General features: G+C 69.7%; 18 protein-coding genes and 1 tRNA gene. 10 read left to right on the forward strand and 9 right to left on the reverse strand.

Annotation, left to right across the window (positions count from 1 at the left end; genetic code table 11):
• Nucleotides 1–16: 16 nt before the first annotated feature.
• Genes ACJMKZ_RS11435 through hisE form a run of 9 tightly spaced genes read left to right on the forward strand, consistent with a single transcriptional unit; the run spans nucleotide 17 to nucleotide 7,161 of the window.
• Complete coding sequence (locus tag ACJMKZ_RS11435; protein WP_405233353.1) at nucleotides 17–325, forward strand: YerC/YecD family TrpR-related protein; 309 nt, start codon at nucleotides 17–19, stop codon at nucleotides 323–325.
• A 37-nt stretch (nucleotides 326–362) separates the two neighbouring features.
• Entirely contained in the window at nucleotides 363–1,265 is a 903-nt protein-coding gene (gene hisG, locus ACJMKZ_RS11440) for an ATP phosphoribosyltransferase (protein ID WP_405233354.1), read from the forward strand.
• 29 nt (nucleotides 1,266–1,294) lie between these two features.
• Entirely contained in the window at nucleotides 1,295–2,614 is a 1,320-nt protein-coding gene (gene hisD, locus ACJMKZ_RS11445; protein ID WP_405233355.1) for a histidinol dehydrogenase, read from the forward strand.
• A complete protein-coding gene (gene hisC / locus ACJMKZ_RS11450; RefSeq protein WP_405233356.1) occupies nucleotides 2,611–3,684 on the forward strand; it encodes a histidinol-phosphate transaminase in 1,074 nt (357 codons plus the stop codon). Before hisD ends, hisC begins: the two co-directional genes overlap by 4 nt.
• Nucleotides 3,681–4,748 (forward strand): bifunctional histidinol-phosphatase/imidazoleglycerol-phosphate dehydratase HisB, encoded by a 1,068-nt coding sequence (hisB, locus tag ACJMKZ_RS11455; protein WP_405233357.1) that lies wholly within the window; start codon nucleotides 3,681–3,683, stop codon nucleotides 4,746–4,748. The genes hisC and hisB overlap by 4 nt, the downstream gene beginning before the upstream one ends.
• Before the next feature lie 2 nt (nucleotides 4,749–4,750).
• Entirely contained in the window at nucleotides 4,751–5,359 is a 609-nt protein-coding gene (hisH, locus tag ACJMKZ_RS11460) for an imidazole glycerol phosphate synthase subunit HisH (RefSeq protein WP_405233358.1), read from the forward strand.
• Nucleotides 5,360–5,364: 5 nt separating this feature from the next.
• Complete coding sequence (gene hisA / locus ACJMKZ_RS11465) at nucleotides 5,365–6,096, forward strand: 1-(5-phosphoribosyl)-5-[(5-phosphoribosylamino)methylideneamino]imidazole-4-carboxamide isomerase (RefSeq protein ID WP_405234151.1); 732 nt, start codon at nucleotides 5,365–5,367, stop codon at nucleotides 6,094–6,096.
• Nucleotides 6,078–6,845 (forward strand): imidazole glycerol phosphate synthase subunit HisF, encoded by a 768-nt coding sequence (gene hisF, locus ACJMKZ_RS11470; RefSeq protein ID WP_405234152.1) that lies wholly within the window; start codon nucleotides 6,078–6,080, stop codon nucleotides 6,843–6,845. The genes hisA and hisF overlap by 19 nt, the downstream gene beginning before the upstream one ends.
• A gap of 4 nt (nucleotides 6,846–6,849) precedes the next feature.
• Nucleotides 6,850–7,161, forward strand: a complete 312-nt coding sequence (gene hisE, locus ACJMKZ_RS11475; protein WP_405233359.1) for a phosphoribosyl-ATP diphosphatase — start codon at nucleotides 6,850–6,852, stop codon at nucleotides 7,159–7,161.
• Here the strand turns inward: hisE and ACJMKZ_RS11480 are convergent.
• The 4 genes from ACJMKZ_RS11480 to ACJMKZ_RS11495 all read right to left on the reverse strand — a co-directional run bounded on the left by ACJMKZ_RS11480 (nucleotide 7,151) and on the right by ACJMKZ_RS11495 (nucleotide 14,143).
• A complete protein-coding gene (locus tag ACJMKZ_RS11480) occupies nucleotides 7,151–9,826 on the reverse strand; it encodes a bifunctional aspartate kinase/diaminopimelate decarboxylase (RefSeq protein WP_405233360.1) in 2,676 nt (891 codons plus the stop codon). The genes hisE and ACJMKZ_RS11480 overlap by 11 nt on opposite strands.
• A gap of 10 nt (nucleotides 9,827–9,836) precedes the next feature.
• Nucleotides 9,837–11,525, reverse strand: a complete 1,689-nt coding sequence (gene ilvD, locus ACJMKZ_RS11485; RefSeq protein ID WP_405233361.1) for a dihydroxy-acid dehydratase — start codon at nucleotides 11,523–11,525, stop codon at nucleotides 9,837–9,839.
• A 129-nt stretch (nucleotides 11,526–11,654) separates the two neighbouring features.
• Complete coding sequence (locus tag ACJMKZ_RS11490; protein WP_405233362.1) at nucleotides 11,655–12,746, reverse strand: serine/threonine-protein kinase; 1,092 nt, start codon at nucleotides 12,744–12,746, stop codon at nucleotides 11,655–11,657.
• The gene (locus tag ACJMKZ_RS11495; protein ID WP_405233363.1) at nucleotides 12,743–14,143 is read right to left on the reverse strand and encodes an FAD-binding oxidoreductase; all 1,401 of its coding nucleotides are present in this window, start codon (nucleotides 14,141–14,143) and stop codon (nucleotides 12,743–12,745) included. The genes ACJMKZ_RS11490 and ACJMKZ_RS11495 overlap by 4 nt, the downstream gene beginning before the upstream one ends.
• A gap of 283 nt (nucleotides 14,144–14,426) precedes the next feature.
• On the opposite strand from ACJMKZ_RS11495, the gene ACJMKZ_RS11500 reads away from it, so the two are divergent.
• Complete coding sequence (locus ACJMKZ_RS11500; RefSeq protein WP_405233364.1) at nucleotides 14,427–15,695, forward strand: hypothetical protein; 1,269 nt, start codon at nucleotides 14,427–14,429, stop codon at nucleotides 15,693–15,695.
• Nucleotides 15,696–15,716: 21 nt separating this feature from the next.
• Here the strand turns inward: ACJMKZ_RS11500 and ACJMKZ_RS11505 are convergent.
• From ACJMKZ_RS11505 to pheS, 5 genes are all read right to left on the reverse strand, one after another.
• Nucleotides 15,717–15,793: transfer RNA gene (locus ACJMKZ_RS11505), tRNA-Pro, on the reverse strand.
• 51 nt (nucleotides 15,794–15,844) lie between these two features.
• Nucleotides 15,845–16,201 carry a MerR family transcriptional regulator gene (locus ACJMKZ_RS11510; protein WP_405233365.1) on the reverse strand — a complete coding sequence of 119 codons (357 nt, stop codon included), beginning with the start codon at nucleotides 16,199–16,201 and terminating at the stop codon, nucleotides 15,845–15,847.
• Nucleotides 16,182–16,481, reverse strand: a complete 300-nt coding sequence (gene ihfA / locus ACJMKZ_RS11515; protein ID WP_405220684.1) for an integration host factor subunit alpha — start codon at nucleotides 16,479–16,481, stop codon at nucleotides 16,182–16,184. The genes ACJMKZ_RS11510 and ihfA overlap by 20 nt, the downstream gene beginning before the upstream one ends.
• Nucleotides 16,481–18,856 (reverse strand): phenylalanine--tRNA ligase subunit beta, encoded by a 2,376-nt coding sequence (pheT, locus tag ACJMKZ_RS11520; RefSeq protein ID WP_405233366.1) that lies wholly within the window; start codon nucleotides 18,854–18,856, stop codon nucleotides 16,481–16,483. Before pheT ends, ihfA begins: the two co-directional genes overlap by 1 nt.
• The gene (gene pheS, locus ACJMKZ_RS11525; RefSeq protein WP_405233367.1) at nucleotides 18,853–19,842 is read right to left on the reverse strand and encodes a phenylalanine--tRNA ligase subunit alpha; all 990 of its coding nucleotides are present in this window, start codon (nucleotides 19,840–19,842) and stop codon (nucleotides 18,853–18,855) included. Before pheS ends, pheT begins: the two co-directional genes overlap by 4 nt.
• Nucleotides 19,843–19,859 lie beyond the last annotated feature (17 nt).

The raw sequence follows: 19,859 nt of genomic DNA on the forward strand, positions 1-19,859 counted from the left end.
AATACATTGGTACAGCATGAAACCCAACCGCGAGACGCGCGCGCGCCGGGCGGCGCGGGAGCAGACGGCGTTATGCGAGGCGCTGGTCGCCATGCGCAGCGCCGACGAGATGCGCGCCCTGCTCGCCGATCTGTGCACGCCGGCCGAGCTGCAGGCACTCGTCGACCGCTGGCGGGTGGTGCAACTGCTCGACGAAGGTCTGCCCTATCGCCGGATCAACGAGATGACCGGCGTCAGCGTGACGACCATCGGCCGGGTCGCGCGGTTTCTCGCCGACGGCTTCGGCGGCTACCGCACGGCGCTGGAGCGAACCCGCAAGGACTGACACGGAGGCGCCGACGCGCCTCCCCGAGGAACCCCGAATGCAGAGCGAAACCCCGCGGCTGAAGATCGCGATCCAGAAATCCGGCCGCCTGACCGAGCACTGTCTCGATCTCCTGTCGCGGTGCGGACTGAAGTACACCCAGAGCAAGGACCAGCTGTTCTGCTTCGGCGAAAACATGCCCATCGACATCCTGCTGGTACGCGACGACGACATTCCGGGCCTGGTCGCCGACGATGTCTGCGACCTGGGCATCGCGGGGCTGAACGTGATCCACGAAAAACGTCTGCACGGCGACGGCAACGGCGAGCTGTCCAACTTCGAGGTCATCCGCGGGCTGGATTTCGGTCACTGCCGGCTGTGCATCGCCGCTCCCGACGAGCTGCCCTACGAGGGCCCGGCCTCCCTCGCCGGCCGGCGCATCGCGACCAGTTATCCTGGCGTCCTGGCAGGTTTCCTGCGCGAGGCCGGCATCGAGGCCGAGATCGTCCACTTCTCCGGCGCGGTGGAAATCGCCCCGCGACTGGGACGGGCCGATTTCATCTGCGACCTGGTGTCCACCGGCTCCACGCTCGCCGCCAATCAGCTGCGCGAGGTGGAGACGGTGCTCGAGAGCGAGGCGGCGCTGATTCGCACCGCTGCCGAGCTGCCGCCGGCCAAGGTCGAGTGGATCGAGCGTCTGCTGATGCGCATCGAGGGCGTGCAGCAGGTACGCGAGAGCAAGTACATCATGCTGCACGCGCCGCGCAGCGCGCTGGCCGAGATCACGCGGCTGTTGCCGGGATCCGAGGCGCCCACCATCCTGCCCCTGGAGGGACGCGAGGATCGCGTCGCCGTGCACGCGGTGTGCCGCGAGAATGTATTCTGGGAGACCCTCGAAAACCTGAAGGCCGCCGGCGCCAGCGCCATGCTCGTGCTGCCGGTCGAGAAGATGCTCGCCTGATCCGGAGTCGACCGAAGACGGAGCCGACCATGTCCCTGACCCTTTATCGATGGAACGAACTCGACGATGCGGCGCGCGAGGATCTGCTGCGGCGCCCGGCGGTCGCGGCCGGCGCCTCGGTGGACGCGACGGTGCGGGAGATCCTGGCTGCCGTACGCGCGGACGGCGACGCCGCCGTGCGGCGCCTGACCCGGGAGCTGGACCGCGCCGACGTCGACGAACTACAGGTGCCGGAGGAGGCCTTCACGGCCGCGGAAGCAAGGCTCGGCCGGGAGGCGGTCGCCGCCATCGACCGTGCCATCGAGACCGTCGAGAGCTTCCACCGCGCCCAACTGCCGCAGCCGGTGCGGGTCGAGACCGCCCCCGGCGTGGTCTGCGAGCGGCTCAGCCATCCGCTGGACGCGGTCGGACTTTACGTGCCGGCCGGCACGGCTCCCCTGCCCTCGGCCGCCATCATGCTGGCCGTCCCGGCGACCATTGCCGGGTGCCCGGAGCGCATCCTCTGCACGCCGCCGCGCCCGGACGGCACGGCGGACCCGGCGGTGCTGGTCGCCGCGCGGCGCTCCGGTGCCACCGCCGTCTACCGCATTGGCGGGGCACAGGCGGTCGCCGCCATGGCCTACGGCACCGAATCCGTACCGCGGGTCAACAAGATCTTCGGCCCCGGTAACGCCTGGGTCACGGCCGCAAAGAGCCTGGTAGCGGCCGACCCGGACGGCGCGGCGCTGGACATGCCGGCCGGGCCCTCCGAGGTGCTGGTCATCGCCGACGGCGATGCGGATCCGGCGTTCGTGGCCTCGGACCTGCTGTCCCAGGCGGAGCACGGGCCGGACTCCCAGGTCTTCCTGGTGACGCCGGACGCCGCGCTGGCCGAAGCCGTTGCCGCCGCGCTGGAGGAACAGACGGAGGCGCTCGGTCGGGGCAGTATCGTGCGCGAGGCCCTGGCCCACAGCGCGGTCATCATCGTGGACGACCTGGCCGAGGCCGTGCGGGTGAGCAACGCCTACGCGCCGGAACACCTGATCGTGCAGGCGGCGGATGCCCGCAGCTGGCTGCCCCGCATCCGCAATGCCGGCTCGGTCTTCCTGGGTCCATGGACGCCCGAGTCGATGGGCGATTACTGCAGCGGCACCAACCACGTGCTGCCCACCTACGGTTACGCCCGCACCTACAGCGGTCTCGGCGTCGATCAGTTCCTGCGCCACATGACGGTGCAGGAACTGAGTGCCGCAGGGCTGGAGGGCCTGGGGCCGACCGCCGTGACCCTGGCGGGCCTCGAGGGGCTGGACGCCCATGCGCGGGCGGTGACCCTGCGTCTCGAAAAGATCCGCCGGCGGACGGTGGCATGAGCGACGCGGTGCTCGCACTCGCGCGTCCGGAGATCCGGGCGCTGAAGGCCTACGAGCCGGCCGGCTACGCGCCGGACGCCGTGCGTCTCAATGCCAACGAGGCGCCCTGGCGGGCCGGCGGCGACGCGAGCGAACGCGGCCTGAACCGCTATCCCGAGGCCCGGCCGGGCGCGCTCACCGCGCTGCTCGCCGGGCACTACGGGGCGAGCCCGGAGGAGACCTTCGTCACCCGCGGCACCAGCGAGGCCATCGACCTGCTGATCCGCTGCTTCTGCCGCCCCGGCCTGGACGACGTGGTGATCTGCCCGCCCACCTTCGGCATGTATCAGGTCTACGCCGACATCCAGAACGCAGGCGTGCGCCGGGTCCCGCTGCTCGCCCCGGAGTTCCGCATCGATGCCGATGGCATCCTGGCGGCATGGGACGAACGCTGCCGTCTGCTGTTCCTGACCTCGCCCAACAACCCCACCGGCAACAGCATCCCCCCGGCGGTGATCGCCGCGCTCTGCGAGGGACTCGCGGGCCGCGGGCTGGTGGTGCTGGACGCGGCCTACGTGGAATTCGGCGACGAGGACCCCTGCCCCCCCCTGCTGGCCGCACACGACAACCTGGTGGTGCTGCGCACGCTGTCGAAGGCCTACGGGCTGGCCGGCGCCCGCTGCGGCGTCGCCCTCGGCCGGCCCGCCGTCGTGCGTCTGCTGGGCAAGGTGATGCCGCCCTACGCCATCCCGACGCCGACGGTCGAGGCAGCCACCGCCGCCGTCGTGAACGAATCGTTCCGCATCATGCCGGAGCGCATCCGTGCCCTCCGCGACGAACGCGAGCGGGTCCGCGAGGCGCTGGAGGCATGCCCGGCCGTCGTCAGGGTATGGCCGAGCGACGCCAACTTCCTGCTGGTGCGGTTCCGCGACAGCGCCGACGCCCTCGCCCGCGCCCGGCAAGCGGGCCTGCTGCTGCGGGACTTCGGCGGCGAACCGGGCCTCGAGAACTGTCTGCGCATCACCATCGGCGAGACCGGGGACAACGACCGGCTGCTCGCGGTCCTCGGCCGCCAGGCGGTGCGCGCATGAGCGGGCTGCGGGTCCTGTTCGTCGACCGGGACGGCACGCTGATCGAGGAGCCTGCCGACGAGCAGGTGGACCGTCTCGACAAGGTGCGCCTGGTCCCCGGCGTCATCCCGGCGCTGCTGCGCCTGAAGGCGGCGGGCTACCGCTTCGTGCTGGTCTCCAACCAGGACGGCCTGGGCACCGAGTCCTTCCCGGAAGACGACTTCCGCATCCCTCACGAGCACATGCGCGCGCTGTTCGCCAGCCAGGGCATCACCTTCGACGAGGAGTTCATCTGCCCCCATTTCGAGACGGACGGCTGCGCCTGCCGCAAACCCGCCACCGGGCTCCTGACCCGCTACCTCACGGCAAACACGCTGGATCTCGAACGCAGCGCGGTCGTGGGCGACCGGGAGACGGATACCCGGCTCGCCGAGGCCATCGGCATCCCGGGCCTGCGGTTGGGCGAGGACGGCCTGGACTGGAGCGGCATCGCTCACCGGCTGTGCGCCCTGCCACGCCGTGCGAGCGTCACCCGCAACACGCGGGAGACACGCATCACGGCCGCGGTGGACCTGGACCGGGAGGGCGGCAACCGCATCGCCACCGGTATCGGCTTCTTCGACCACATGCTGGAGCAGATCGCCACCCACGGCGGCTTCTCGCTGCGGCTCAGCTGCGACGGCGACCTGCACGTCGACGAGCATCACAGCGTGGAGGATGTCGCGCTCGCGCTCGGCGAGGCCATCCGGGAGGCGCTGGGCGACAAGCGCGGTATCGGCCGCTTCGGTTTCGTGCTACCCATGGACGAGGCCCAGGCCCGTATCGCGCTGGACCTCTCCGGCCGGCCCTATTTCGTCTTCCGCGGTGAATTCCCCCGGGACCGGGTGGGCGAGCTCCCCACCGAGATGGTGACCCATTTTTTCCGTTCCCTGGCCGATGCGCTGCGCGCCACGCTGCATGTCGAGGTGGAGGGCGAGAACGCCCACCACATGGTGGAAATCTGCTTCAAGGGACTCGGACGCACGCTGCGCCAGGCCCTGCGTATCGAGGGAGCTGCCTTGCCTTCCTCGAAGGGGACGCTGTAACCATGGCGGGCGCGCGTGAGGTCGTGATCGTCGGCTCCGGCGGTGCCAACATCGCCTCGCTGACCGGGGCGCTCGCGCGCCTCGGCGCGAACGCCGCCCTCAGCACCGACCTGGACGAGATCCGCGGCGCGCGTGCGGTGATCCTCCCCGGCGTCGGCGCCGCGGCGGACGCGATGGCGCGGCTCCGTTCCTTCGGCCTCGATGCGTTGCTGCCCACCCTCGAGCAGCCCGTGCTGGGCATCTGCCTCGGCATGCAGCTGCTGGCCGCCGGCTCCGAGGAGGACGATGCGGACTGCCTCGGCGTCGTGCCCGGGCGCGCCCGACGGCTGCCCGCCTCGCCCGATCTGCCCGTGCCGCACATGGGCTGGAACCGGGTGCGCAAGGATGGCCACTCGGTACTCCTGCGGGACGTGCCCGACGGCGCGCATTTCTATTTCATCCACAGTTACGCGCTGCCGCTTGCCGACACCACGACGGGTCGCACCGAGTACGGGAGCGAATTCACGGCCGTCTTCGAGAGCGGCAACTTCTTCGCCACCCAGTTCCACCCGGAGCGCTCCTCCGCCCACGGTGCGACGGTGCTGAAGAATTTCCTGGAGTACGCCCTGTGATCGTAATGCCGGCCATCGATCTGCGCGGCGGGCGCTGCGTGCGCCTGTTCCAGGGCGAATTCGACGCCGAGACCGGCTACGACCACGATCCCCTGGAGCTGGCACTGGAGTACCAGTCGGCCGGCTGCCGCGAGCTGCACGTCGTGGACCTGGACGGGGCCCGCACCGGCGACCCCGCCAATCTGGACATCATCCGTGCGATCGCCACCGGGACGACGATGACCGTGCAGGTGGGCGGCGGCATCCGCGACCAGGAGCGCCTCGAGCGTCTGCTCGGCTGCGGCGTCGACCGCGTCGTGATCGGCAGCCTGGCGGTGAACCGCCCCGAGACGGTCACGGGCTGGCTGCGCGAGGCGGGACCGGAGCGGATCGTCATCGCGCTGGACGTCCGGCTCGATGAGCGTGGCATCCCCCGGGTGACCAGCCACGGCTGGACGCGGGACTCGGAGCTGACGCTGTGGCAGGCGGTGGAGCGCTTCACCGAGCCGCGCCTGCGCCACGTGCTGTGCACCGACATCAGCCGCGACGGCGCGCTGACCGGGCCCAACGTGGATCTGTACGGCGAGTTTGTCTCCCGCTTCCCGGATATCGGCCTGCAGGCCTCCGGCGGCGTGCGCGACGTGAACGATCTCGAGACGCTCAGGCGGTGCGGCGCCGCGGCGGCAATCACCGGTAAGGCGCTGCTGGAAGGCACGCTGACGAGAGAGGAGCTGCAGTCATTCTCGCGCGACGCATAATCCCCTGCCTGGACGTCCGCGACGGCCGCGTCGTGAAGGGCGTGCGCTTCCGCAACCACCGCGACGTGGGCGATATCCTCGAGCTCGCGCAGCGCTATCGGGACGAGGGCGCCGACGAGCTGGTCTTCTACGACATCACCGCCAGCCCCGACGGACGTTCCGTGGACCGCAGCTGGGTCTCGCGGGTGGCGGCCGTACTCGACATCCCCTTCTGCGTCGCCGGCGGCATCCGCAGCCTGGAGGACGCCGAGAGCGTGCTGAACCGGGGTGCCGACAAGATCTCGATCAACAGCCCGGCGCTCGCCGACCCGGAGCTGATCACCCGGCTCGCCTCCCGCTTCGGCGTGCAGTGCGTCGTGGTGGGCATCGACAGCCGGGAGGAAGACGGCGACTGGTTCGTCTACCAGTACACCGGTGACCCGGACCGCACCACGGCGACGCGCCGGCGTACACTGGACTGGGTGGCCGAGGTGCAGCGCCGCGGCGCCGGCGAGATCGTGCTCAACTGCATGAACCAGGACGGCGTGCGCGAGGGCTACGACCTTGGCCAGCTCGCCGCCGTCCGCGCGGTCTGCGGCATCCCGCTGATCGCCTCCGGCGGCGCCGGCGCGCCGGAACATTTCCTGGCGGCATTCGCGCAAGCCCGGGTCGACGGTGCGCTGGCGGCGAGCGTCTTCCACAGCGGCGAAATCCATATCGCGGAACTGAAACGCTGGCTGGCCGACCGCGGCATAGAGATGAGGGTCTGAGGCTATGGCAGAAGAACGGGACCCGGCCTTCCTCCGGGAGCTCGAACAGGTGATCCGCGCGCGCCTGGATACCCAGGCGCCGCAGAGTTACACGGCCCGCCTGGTGGCCGGCGGCAAGGCCCGCGTGGCACAGAAGGTGGCCGAGGAAGCGGTGGAAACCGCGCTGGCCAGCGCCACCGACGCGGGCACCAACGCGGTCGTCGGCGAGGCCGCCGACCTGGTCTATCACTTGCTCGTATTGCTGGCCGTCGAGGGCCTCGATCTGGCGGACGTGGCAGCCGAGCTCGAGGCCCGCCACCGCAGCCTCACCCGCTGACCGGCACGCTACCGAGCAGGGTCTCGGCCGCCGGCTCGCGCAGGTTGTAGCGCGAACCCATGGTGTAGCCATAGGCGCCGGTATTGGCCACCAGCATCACGTCACCCTCCCGGCACTCGGGCAGCAGGCGGTCGTTGCCCAGCCGGTCGCCGCTCTCGCAGATGGGCCCGACCACCGTCACCACCTCCGTCGCCGGCTCGCCCAGCCGGGTGAGATTCACGATCTCGTGATAGGCGCCGTAGAGCGCCGGCCGGATCAGGCTGTTCATGCCCGTCTCGATGCCGACGTAGCGCACGACTCCCTTGCCCTTGGTCTGGGTAACCCGCGCGAGCAGCACACCCGACTCAGCCACCAGATACCGGCCCGGCTCGACCCACAGCCGGTAATCCGGCCAGGCCCGGCGCAGCTCGCCCAGCAGCCGGGTCAGCTCTCCGGTATCCAGCGGGTCCTCGCCCGGCTTCTCCGGTATGCCCAGCCCGCCGCCGAGGTCCAGCGTGTGCACCTCCGGAAACCTCGAAGCGGCGTTGGCGAGTTCGTTCGCGACCTCCGCCCAGTTGGTCGGATCCAGGATGCCGCTGCCCGTGTGGGCGTGGATGCCGACGATCCGCGCACCGGCCGCCGCGGCCAGCGACTCCAGCTCGTCCAGCTCGAACAGGGGGATGCCGAATTTGGAATGGGTGCCGGCCGTGCGCACGTGCTCGTGATGCCCCCGGCCCTGACCCGGGTCGAGCCTGATGAAGACGTCCCGGCCGCGGAAGAGCTCAGGCCAGGCGCGCAGCGGATGCAGGTTGTCCAGGGTCACCCAGACGCCGAGCTCCAGACCGTCGGCATACTCGCCGCGCGGCGCGAAGTTCGGCGTGAACAGGATGCGTCGCCGATCGATGTCGGGGAAGAGTTCCAGCACCCGTCCGATCTCGCCCGGCGAGACGCACTCGAAGTTCACGCCGGCACTCTCCACCAGACGCAGGATGTCCGGGTTCGAATTCGCCTTCATGGCATAGAACACCGCATCCAGATGCTCGATGGACTGCAGGCGGCCGATCGCCGCCCGGATGGTATCCGCGTCGTAAACGTAGCGCGGCGAGTTTTCCTCGCACAAAGCCAGCAGTTCCTGGCGGCGATAGCTCCACCACATGGGCGGCAGTCCCGGCGCCTCCTCGCCCTCGGCCTGCAGGGCCTCCCAAGAGGGCCCGAAGGCCTCGCCCCGCCGCTGCGGCGCGATGATGGAGCTGTGCAGCTTCTGCACCAGCCGGTAGCCCTGCTCGTCGTCGACGACGAACGTCAGGTTCAGGTCGCTCGCGGCCTGGGTCACCAGGTGGATGCGCTGCTCCTCGAAGACCTCCAGCGCCGGGCCGAGCCGGTGCAGGATCGTGCGGATCTTCCGCCCGACGAGACTGACCGCGGCACAGTCCTCTATGACCCGCACCCGGCAGATGGTCTCCAGCTCCTCGACCAGCGCCTCCATCGCCTCGCCGCCGAGCGCTCCGGACGCCGTGTCGATAGAGACCGTGACGTTACTCTCCGAGGTGGAGACCAGATCCACCGAGACGGAATGACGCCGGAAGACATCGAAGGCATCGGCCAGGAAACCGACCTCCTGCCACATGGCCACGCCTTCCATGGACACCAGCGTGAGGCCCATGCGCAGGGAGATCGCCTTGACCCGCGGCTCGGCCTCCCGGGTGGCGGCCGACACCACCGTGCCGTCCAGGTCCGGCCGCGCGGTCCAGCGCACGTGGATCGGGATCTGCGCCCGGCGCACCGGCGGCACGCAGCGCGGGTGCAGCACGCTGCCGCCCGTGGAGGCGATCTCCTGGGCTTCGTCGTAGTGCAGCGCCGTCAGCAGCCTCGCCGACGGCACGGCCCGCGGATTGCCGCTGAACATGCCGGGCACGTCGGTCCAGATTTCGAGGCGACGCGCGCCCAGCAGGGAGGCGAAATAGGCCGCCGAGGTATCCGAGCCGCCGCGCCCGAGCAACACCGTCTCGCCGTCCTCGTTGCGGGCGATGAAGCCCTGGGTGAGTACCGCGCCGGTGCCCGGCCCGAAGCGCGCCGGAAAGTCCGGGTCCCTGTCGTGGGCGCAGACGGCACTCAGGAAGTGCTGCCGCTCGTTCTTGTTCCGCTGTCCGGTCGCGGCCAGGTGGTCGCGGGCATCGGTCCAGGCCGCATCAACGCCCCGGGCGCCGAGCCAGGCGGCGCCGAGCCGCGTGCTCATCAGTTCGCCGAGCCCCATCAGGCGGGCCTGCACCCGCGGGCTGGCCTCGCGGATCAGGCGGATGCCGGCCGCGAGCTGACGCAGTTCGTCGAAATACTCGCCCAGCACCTCGTCGGCATCGAGTTCCAGCTCGCCCGCCAGGCGGCGGTGGCGCTCGAGGATTTCGCCCAGCACCGGCTCCGGGTCGCCGCCGATGGCCTGATCGATCAGGGTCTGCAGCGCGTTCGAGACGCCAGCCACCGCCGAGCAGACCACGAGGGGGCGCAGGCCTGCCCGCATCCGGTTGCCGATCAGCCCGGCGATGCGCTGCCAGTCTTCCCGGGAGGACACGCTGGTGCCACCGAATTTCATCACCACCCAGGTCGAGTCCGCACAGGCCGCCGGCGCGCCGAGCTCCCGCGCATCCTGGAATGGCGCTTCCGTGAGCGCGGTGTCGGTCACCTCTGCCATACCGCCGCCGTCAGTCGTCTTCGAAGCGGTCGGTCACCGCGCCCAGGGAGGCGGAGCTGACCTGGCGGGCGTACTTTGCGAGCAGCCCTCGCGCCGGTGGCCGCCGGGAAGGCGCCCAGTCGGCACGACGGGCATCCAGTTCCTCCGCGGAGAGGTCCGCCTCGATGCGGCATGCGGCGCCGTCGATGGTGATGCGGTCGCCGTCTCGCAGCAGGCCGATCGGCCCGCCGACCGCGGCTTCGGGCGTCACGTGCCCCACGACGAAACCGTGGCTGCCGCCGGAGAAGCGCCCGTCCGTGATCAGCGCCACCTTGTCGCCGAGGCCCTTGCCCATGATCGCGCTGGTCGGGCTCAGCATCTCGCGCATCCCGGGGCCGCCGACCGGGCCCTCGTAGCGCACCACCACCACGTCTCCGGCCTGCACATCGCCGTCCAGGATGGCCTGCAGTGCCTGCTCCTCGGCCTCGTAGATGCGGGCGGTGCCGGTGAAGCGCGTGCCCTCCTTGCCCGAGATCTTCGCCACCGCGCCCTCCGGGGCGACGTTGCCGTACAGCACGACCAGGTGGCTGTCGGCCTTGAGCGGATCGGAGAGCGGCCGCACGATGTCCTGGTCCGCCGGGTAGGTGCCGGCATCGGCGAGATTCTCGGCCAGCGTCCGCCCGGTCACGGTCAGGCAATCGCCGTGCAGCAGGCCGGCGTCCAGCAGCATCTTCATCAGCGGCTGGATGCCGCCGATGGCCACCAGGTCGCTCATGACGTAGCGCCCGCTCGGCTTCAGGTCGGCCAGCACGGGCACCCGCTTGCCGATGCGGGTGAAGTCGTCCAGCTCCAGCGGCACATTCGCGGCATGGGCGATGGCCAGCAGGTGCAGCACCGCATTGGTCGAGCCGCCGAGCGCGATGACCACCGTGATGGCATTCTCGAAGGCTTCCCGCGTCAGTATGTGCGAGGGTCGGATATCTCGCTCCAGCAGCTCGAGCACGGCACGGCCCGCCCGTCGGCAGTCTTCCGTCTTCGCGCCCGACACCGCCTCCTGGGCGGAGCTGTCCGGCAGGCTGAGCCCCAGCGCCTCGATGGCGGAGGCCATGGTGTTAGCCGTGTACATGCCGCCGCAGGCCCCGGGTCCCGGTATGGCCGTACGCTCCACCTCGCCGAGTTCCTCCATGCTCACGGTGCCGCCGGAGACCCCGCCGACGGCCTCGAATACCGAGACGATGTCACGGCGCTTCGGCCCCGGCTGGATGGTGCCGCCGTAGACGAAGACGGAGGGGCGGTCGAGCCGCGCCATGGCGATGACGCAGCCCGGCATGTTCTTGTCGCAGCCGCCGATGGTGACCAGGCCGTCGAAGCCCTGGGCGCCGGTCACCGCCTCGATGGAATCGGCAATGACTTCCCGGGATACCAGCGAGTAGCGCATGCCGGGCGTGCCCATCGAGATGCCGTCGGAGACCGTGATCGTGTTGAAGATGACCGCCTTGCCGCCGGCGCCGTCGGCGCCTTCCGCCGCAGACCGTGCCAGCCCGTCGATGTGCATGTTGCAGGGCGTGACCATGCTCCAGGTGGAGGCGATGCCGACCTGCGGTTTGGTGAAGTCCTCGTCGCCGAAACCCACCGCCCGCAGCATCGCGCGGCCGGGCGCGTGCTCCACGCCTTCCACCACGATGCGCGAATACCGTCGCTTGTCTTTCCGCTCGCTCACGCTGCCTCCGTCAACTTCGTCGTCCTGGCGACCGCTTGTCGTTCTCGCCGGCGCGCCTGCGCCCGTCGCAGCGCATTGTAGCGGATCGACGGACCGCCGGCGCCGGGGTTCACGCGGGTCTCGCTGCCATCAGATCGCGGCCAGCGGCACGATCACCGCTGCCGCGCCCAGCAGCAGCACAGCGAGCATCAGCAGGATGCGCCGGCGCCGTCCCGCGCGTCCGGCGGCGAACGTGCGCAGGAACGTACGCACGTCCGGCGGACGCTCGTAGCGCGAGAACGCGAGCGCTGCCTCCAGGGCCTGCCAGCGGGCCTCGCCGAGGCCCTCGATGCGGCCCGGACACTCCCCCGCCGCCTCGGCCTCCAGCGCATCCCGGTTGCCGAATACCCGGCGGCCGGACAGCATGCGATAGGCGACGCAGGCCAGCGAGTAGATATCGTCGCGGATCGTCGGCGTCTCGCCTTTCAGTACCTCGGGGCTGGAATAGGCCGGCGTGGCCGCCTTCAGAACTCCCGGGTCGAAGGTGCCCGTGCCGGTCGCGAGCACCCGGTCCAGGCGGGCAATGCCGAAATCGCAGAGCTGCACGCCCCCGTCCGGCAACAGCATGACGTTGCCGGGCTTTACGTCGGCGTGGACCACACCTCTTTCGTGGGCATGGGCCAGCGCCGCACCGATGCTGCGCACGATGTGCAGCGCATAGTCGGTGGGCATCGGTTCGCCCGGCCGCCGATCCAGCCAGTCGGCCAGCGAGCAGCCGGGCAGCCATTCCATCACGATGTAGAAACGGTTGCCATCGCGGCCCAGGCCATGGAAGCTCACCACGTTGGGATGGTCCAGGAGGAGCCCGGTTTCGGCTTCTCGCTGCAGCGCGCGCAACGCCGGGCCGTGCTGGTCGAGCCGCGGCGTCAGCACCTTGACGGCAACCCAGGCCGGCTCGTGCGTCTCCAGGGTGCGTTGTCGGTCCAGGGCCTTGTAGACCACTCCCATGCTGCCGCCGGCTACCCGGCGCAACAGCTCGTAACGCCCGCCGATGACCGTGCCGACGGCGAGTTCGGCGCCGCTGACAGTGTCCGGCCGCTGCGCCTCGCTGCCCTCGTCCAGCCGCGCCGTCGCGAGTTGCTCGCTGTCGGCGGAGGCACGCGCGGCGGCCGGGTTTCCGTCGAGGCGCGCTGTGGCCGTCTCTCCCTCGCGCTCCGTACCGTCCCGGCCCGCTCCGTTCACAGCACCTTGCCCGGGTTCAGGATCCCGGCCGGATCGAGGGCTGTCTTCAGGCGGCGCATCAGGTCCAGTTCCGTATCGTCCAGGTAGCGGCGCATCTGCTCGCGCCGCAGCAGGCCCACACCGTGCTCGGCGCTGAAGCTGCCGCCGCACGCATGGACGGTGTCGAATACGATCCCGTTGACCTCGGGTTCGGCGGCGCGGAACGACACCGGATCGGCGCCGACCGGCTGGCTCAGGTTGTAATGGAGATTGCCGTCGCCGACGTGGCCGAACACCACCAGCCGGGCTTCCGGAAACCGGCCGGCCAGCGCCGCCCCGGCCCGCTCCAGGAATTCGCCGATACGCTCCACCGGCACGGAGATGTCGTGCTTGAGGCTGACGCCCTCGTGCCGCTGGGCCTCGGAGATGCTGTGCCGCAGGCGCCAGAGCGCATCCCGGCGGCGCCCGTCGCCGGCGGCGACCGCGTCCCTGAGGAGACCCTCGTCCAGCGCCGCTTCCAGAGCGGCCTCGAGCCGCGGCATGGCGTCGCCCGGGCTGTTGGCCGTGCTCTCCATCAGCACATAGGCAGGATGGTCCTCATCGAAGGGGTGGCGGGTATCGGCGATGTGCGCGAGGACGAACTCCAGCGCTCGGCCGGAGATGAGTTCGAAGGCGCTGATCTCCTCGCCGAGCCGGGCACGCATGGCCTCCAGCAGCGCTACCGCGCGGCCGGGTCCGTCGATGGCGATCATCGCAGTGGCGACGTCGCCCGGGCGCGGATGGAGGCGCAGCGCCGCCGCCGTGATGATGCCCAGCGTGCCCTCGGCCCCTATGAACAGGTCGCGCAGATCGTAGCCGGCCGTGTTCTTGCGCAGGGTGCGCAGACCGTCCCACACGCGCCCGTCCGCGAGCACCACCTCCAGCCCCAGCACCTGCTGCCGCGCCGTCCCGTAGCGCAGAACGTTGATGCCACCGGCGTCGGTGGACAGGTTCCCGCCGATCTGACAACTGCCCTCCGCGGCCAGGCTGAGGGGGAACAGGCGACCCGCCTCGTCGGCCGCGGCCTGCAGATCGGCCAGCACGCAGCCGGCCTCCGCGATCAGAAAGTCTCCCGCCGTGCTGAGTTCGCGGATGCGATCCATCCGCCGCAGGCTCAGGATCACCTGCAGGTCTTCGCCGCCGGCCACCGCCCCGCCGCACAAGCCGGTGTTGCCGCCCTGGGGGACGATGCCGATACCGTGACGCCCGCATTCGGCGACCACCCCGGCGACTTCGCGCGTGCTCGAGGGCAGCAGCACCAGCGGCGTCTCGCTCCGGTAGCGTCCGCGCCATTCCTCGAGATAGGGCGCCATCGCCTCGGGGTCATCCAGATACCCCCCCTCGCCCACGGCCGCTTTCAGGCCCTCGAGTCTTTTCATCGAGCCTCCGCTCTGCGTGCCTCAACTGCACCGGCCGCCGGCGTCACGCCGCAGCCCGGGGCGCGACCGCAGTTTAGCACCGGCCCGGCATCCGCCGGCCCTCTGCACCGACTCCTTGCATCCGCACGGGCTCTTGATTAACTTCGAACGGGTCCGCCGCCGCGCGGGGGCCCGCCGGCAGCACAGGGGCTGCCCGCGATCGTCCGCATCGAGCCCGAAAACGAGCCCGAGCACGAACCCGACCGCGAACCCGGCGGCAAGACGACTTCCGAGCGGAGCCGAGATGAATCCGGATGACTATTCGACGGCCGACGACGGCCCGGCGGGCGCCGGCCCGCTGTTCACGGGTACGCTGTCCGAGCTGCCGCCGGATATGGACCTGCGCCAGCGCAGCAACCTGGTCCAGCTCGAGCAGCGGCTGCACCGGGAATGGGGCCTCGGCCAGAACTGCATCCTGAACTGGTGCATCCACGACGACGGCGTGCTGCTACTGGTCGTTCCCCACTACGCAGTGGCCGAGTACACGGCCACGCCGGCGCCCGGCGAACCTCACCGCTGGCGGGTGTCGGAACGCTTCATCATGGATCTGATCTCCGGCCGCCGTCAGCTCACCCCGGCGCAGATGGAGAAAGTCTCCCGCCTGCTGCGGGTGGAGCCTCGGCGGATCCGCCTGCGCGAGCCGCTCCGCGACACGCCCGCGGAGACGCGGATCATCGACATGATGGTGAAGCGCTACGGCATCAGCTACGTCGAGAATCGTGCCGTCGCGCTGTTCGATATCGTGGGTTTCAGCCTGCTGAGTCCGTTCGAACAGATGACCCAGCTGAACAGCCTGTCCTACTCGCTGAATTCGGCCTATGCCAAGATGCTGGAAGGCGAGCTGAGCATCAATTTCGCCCGCTCGTCGACCGGCGACGGCTTCTACATCTGGAACCGGGACGGCGGGGCGGACGCCAACACCAACCTCTATCACTTCATGCACCTGGTGCTGGCCGATAACGCCATCGCCCGCAGCAAGGCGAAGACCGCGTCGGTGCCGCGCCTGCGGGCGGCCTTCCACGTCGGCAGCTGCTACGAGTTCCACCAGGCCGACGGCCTCAACCCGACCGTGCACGACTACATCGTGGGCGAAGTCACCATAGAGCTGGCGCGCATGATCGAGCGGGCCATGCCCGGACAGATCTTCGTGGGTGACTTCCATGCCCGCGGCCCGCTGGACGAGACGCCCGGCACCAGCCTCATCGACCTGGACGCCATCCGCTTCGTGGATCAGGCGCAGCACAACCTGCGCCGGCTGAAGGGCCTCGTGCTCTCCGGCGAACGCATCTCGGCGATCAAGTGTTATCTCACCGGTGAGAAGCTCGCCTCCGGCAAATACTCCATCCGCAAGCTGGAGATCGCCGACAAGCACGGGCTGTGCCGCTGCGTCTACAACGCCAAGGTGAATATCTATCGGGAACAGGCCGAACCCATACTGCTCGGCATCGAGGACCGGGTGCTGCGACGCGACGCACACGCTACGCCGACCGCCGAGCTGCTGGCCCGGGAGTGAACCGGGAAAAAAGAGACCGAATGGTCGGGGCGAGAGGATTCGAACCTCCGACCCCCACAACCCCATTGTGGTGCGCTACCAGACTGCGCTACGCCCCGACTTCCGGCGGCTGAATCATACTCCCGCGAGCCGCCATTGCAACCCCGGCATCACCGCCGGAGTATCTTCATGATCTCTTCAAGTTCTATGCGTAACTGCTTGATAATCTGCTGACTCTGACTGACGTCAGACTTGGCCGCTTCGCCGGTGAGACGCTGCCGGGCGCCACCGATGGTGAAGCCCTCGTCGTACAGCAGGCTGCGGATCTGGCGGATGATCAGCACGTCCTGGCGCTGATAGTAGCGCCGGTTGCCGCGGCGCTTCACGGGTTTGAGCTGCGGGAATTCCTGCTCCCAGTAGCGCAGCACGTGCGGCTTCACCGCACAGAGTTCACTCACCTCGCCGATGGTGAAATAGCGCTTGCCCGGGATCGGTGGTAATTCGTCGTTATTTCCCGGTTCCAGCATAGGCTTCCACTCGGGCTTTTAATTTTTGTCCGGGCCTGAAAGTCACCACACGTCGTGCGGAGATCGGTATCTCTTCCCCCGTCTTCGGGTTGCGGCCGGGCCGCTCGTTCTTGTCCCGAAGATCGAAGTTACCGAAGCCCGAAAGCTTTATTTGTTCGCCGGCGGCCAATGCGGACCGGAGGTCCTCGAAGAAGAGGTCGACCAGTTCGCGAGCTTCTCTCTTGTTCAGACCCAGCTCGTTGAACAGCGACTCCGCCATTGCTGCCTTCGTCAGTGCCATCAGTCTCTCAGTTTTGCTCCGAAGTCCCGTTCCAGAATCTGCACTGCCGAACGCACGGCGGCATCCGCTTCATCGTCAGTAAGGGTGCGCGATGTTTCTTGCAAAATCAAGCCTAAAGCTACGCTTTTTAGCCCTTCTTCTATGCCTTTGCCGCGGTACACATCGAACACGCGGACCTCGCGCAGGGCCCCCTCGCCGACGCCGCCGAGTGCCGCAGCCATGTCGCCGACCGCCACCTCGTCCGCCACCAGCACGGCGATATCGCGACGCACGGACGGATAGCGCGAGATCGGCGCGGATACCGGCACTTTCGCGGCGAATGCGGCGGTGAAATCCAGTTCGAAAAGCACGACCGACTCCGGCAGATCGAGGCGGGACGCCAGCGCCGGGTGCAGCCGGCCGATATGCCCGAGACGGTCCGTACCCCTCACCACCGCCGCGCACTGGCCCGGATGCATCGCGGGATGGGCTGCCGGCTCCGTCCGGACGGCGGCGGCATCGCCGCTCAGCGCCAGCGCGGCCTCCAGGTCCGATTTCATGTCGAAGAAGTCCGCCGGGCGCTCCTCCGCGCCCCATTGCTCGGGCAAGACCGGACCGCAGGCCACGGCCGCGAGCCGGGGCTTCTCCACCACGGAACCCTCGGCGCCCGAGAAGCACACGCCGATCTCGAACAGCCGCACCCGCGCGCGCTGGCGGCTCACGTTCCTGGCGACCGCCTCCAGCAGCCCCGGCAACAGCGAGGAGCGCATGACCGACAGCTCGGAGGAGATCGGGTTGGCGAGCGCGAGCGCGCCGCTCTCGCCCATGATCTCCTGCTGGCGCCGCGGATCGACGAAGCTGTAGGTGATCGCCTCGTGATAGCCCCGGTCGACCATGGCCGAGCGGACCCGATCGCGATCCACTGCGGTTTCCGTCACCGCCGGGAGGCCCAGGGCACCGCGCGTGCGAATCTCCGGGATCTCGTCGTAGCCGTGGACGCGGGCCACTTCCTCTATGAGGTCCTCTTCGATGGCGATGTCGAACCGGAAGGTGGGCGGCGTGACCTCCCAACCCTCGTCGACGGGCGTCACCGTGTTGCCGAGCCGCTCCAGGATGCCCCGGATCTCGCCGTCCTCCAGGGTTACCCCGAGGACCCGAGCCAGTCGCCGTCGGCGCAGGAGCACGGCCGCGCGAGCCGGCAGGCAGTCTTCGTCCGCGACCTCGGTCACCGGACCCGGCGTACCCCCGGCGATGTCGACCAGCAGCGCCGTCGCCCGTTCGATGGCCCGCCGCTGCCGGGCCGGGTCCACGCCGCGCTCGAAACGCATGGAGGCATCCGTGTGCAGGCCAAAGCGCCGCGCCCGGCCCGCGAGTGCGTCGGGCGCGAAGAAAGCGCCCTCCAGCAGCACGTCGACCGTGGCCGCGCTCACCGCCGTGGACTCACCGCCCATGATGCCGGCCAGCCCGATCGGCCCCCGGTCGTCCGCGATGACCAGTATCTCGCCGTCCACTTCCACCGTGCGCCCGTCCAGGAGTTCCAGGGATTCCCCTTCCTCGCCGGCGCGGACCTGTATGGCGCCCTGCAAGAGACCGAGATCGTAGCCGTGCAGAGGCTGTCCGTACTCGAGCAGCACGTAATTGGTCACGTCGACGACGGGATGGATGGCGCGGACGCCGCTGCGCCGCAGCCGCTCCTGCATCCACAGGGGCGTGCGGGCGCCGGCGTCTATGCCGCGCACGACGCGGCCGATGAACCGCGGGCAGCGTTCGGGGGCCAGCACCCGGATGGGATGCGCCGCATCGCTGCCGGCCTCCACCGGCGGCACCGACGGATCCGTCAGGGCGGCACCGGTGAAGGTGGCCACCTCACGCGCGACCCCGAGCACGCTGAAGCAGTCGCCCCGGTTCGGGGTGAGGTCGATATCGATGACGGTATCGGGCAGGCCCAGCAGCTCGCCGAGCGGCGTTCCCGCCAGTGCGTCTGCGGGCAGTTCCATGATGCCGTCGGATTCCTCGCCGAGGCCGAGTTCGGCGATGGAGCAGAGCATGCCTGCCGACTCGACGCCCCGCAGCTTCGCCCGTTTCAGCTTCATGCCGTTCGGCAGAATGGTGCCCGGCAGAGCCAGGGCCGAGCGCAGGCCGGCACGCACGTTCGGGGCGCCGCAGACGATCTGCACCTCCTCGCCGCCGCTGGCGACCCGGCAGACGCTCAGCCGGTTGGCATCCGGATGGCGCGCGACGTCCAGCACCTCGCCCACCATGACACCCTCGAGCCCGGCGCCGAAGCGCTCGATGCCGTCCACCTCCAGCCCCGCGAGGGTGAGGCGTTCGACCAGCGCCTCGGTCGACACGTCGGGGTCCACCCAGCGGCGCAGCCATGTCTCGCTGATCTTCATCGTCCCGCGAACTGCTCCAGGAAGGCGAGATCGTTATCGAAGAAAGTGCGCAGGTCGCGGACGTCGTAGCGCAGCATCGCCAGCCGCTCCACGCCCATGCCGAACGCGTAACCGGTGTATTCCTCCGGATCGACGCCGACGTTGCGCAGCACGTTCGGGTGCACCATGCCGCAGCCCAGGATCTCCAGCCAGCGGCCCTGCTCGGAGAGCACGTCCACCTCGGCCGAGGGTTCCGTGAACGGGAAATACGACGGCCGGAACCGCAGCGTGGCCCGGCGTTCGAAGAATTGCTCGACGAAGTCGTGCAGCACCGCCTTCAGATTGGCGAAGCTGACGTCCCGGTCGATCACCAGGCCCTCCACCTGATGGAACATGGGCGTGTGGGTCTGGTCGGAGTCGCAGCGATAGACCCGCCCCGGCGAGATGATCCGGATGGGCACGCCTTCGGCCTGCATGGCGCGGATCTGCACCGGCGAGGTATGCGTGCGCAGCAGGTGGCCGCCCGGGAAATAGAACGTGTCGTGCATGGCACGAGCGGGATGATTCTCGGGGATGTTCAGGGCCGTGAAGTTGTGGAAATCGTCCTCGATCTCCGGCCCCTCGCGCACCTCGAAACCGGCGTTGCGGAAGATCGCCTCCATGCGCTCCAGCGCACGCACGACGGGATGGCGGCCGCCGGGACGCTGACCCCGGCCCGACAGCGTGACGTCGAGCGCCTCCGCCGCCAGGCCCGCCTCCAGCGCCTCGGTCTCCAGGGCCGCACGGCGCTCGGCGATGGCATCGGCGACGGCGCGCTTCGCCGCGTTGATACGCTGGCCCGCCGCCGGCCGCTCCCCGGCCGGCAGGCCGCCCAGGCTCTTCAGCGCGGCGGTGAGCTCGCCCTTCTTGCCGAGCAGCCTGACACGGATTCGGTCCAGCGCCTCCAGGTCCGAGGCCGCCGCGATATCCTCGCGCGCACGCGCTTCAATCCCGTCGAGATCAAGCATGCTTCCAGGGTTCCCGC

This window comes from Lentisalinibacter salinarum (assembly GCF_040706555.1).
GTDB classification, from domain to species: Bacteria; Pseudomonadota; Gammaproteobacteria; order Steroidobacterales; family Woeseiaceae; genus Lentisalinibacter; species Lentisalinibacter salinarum.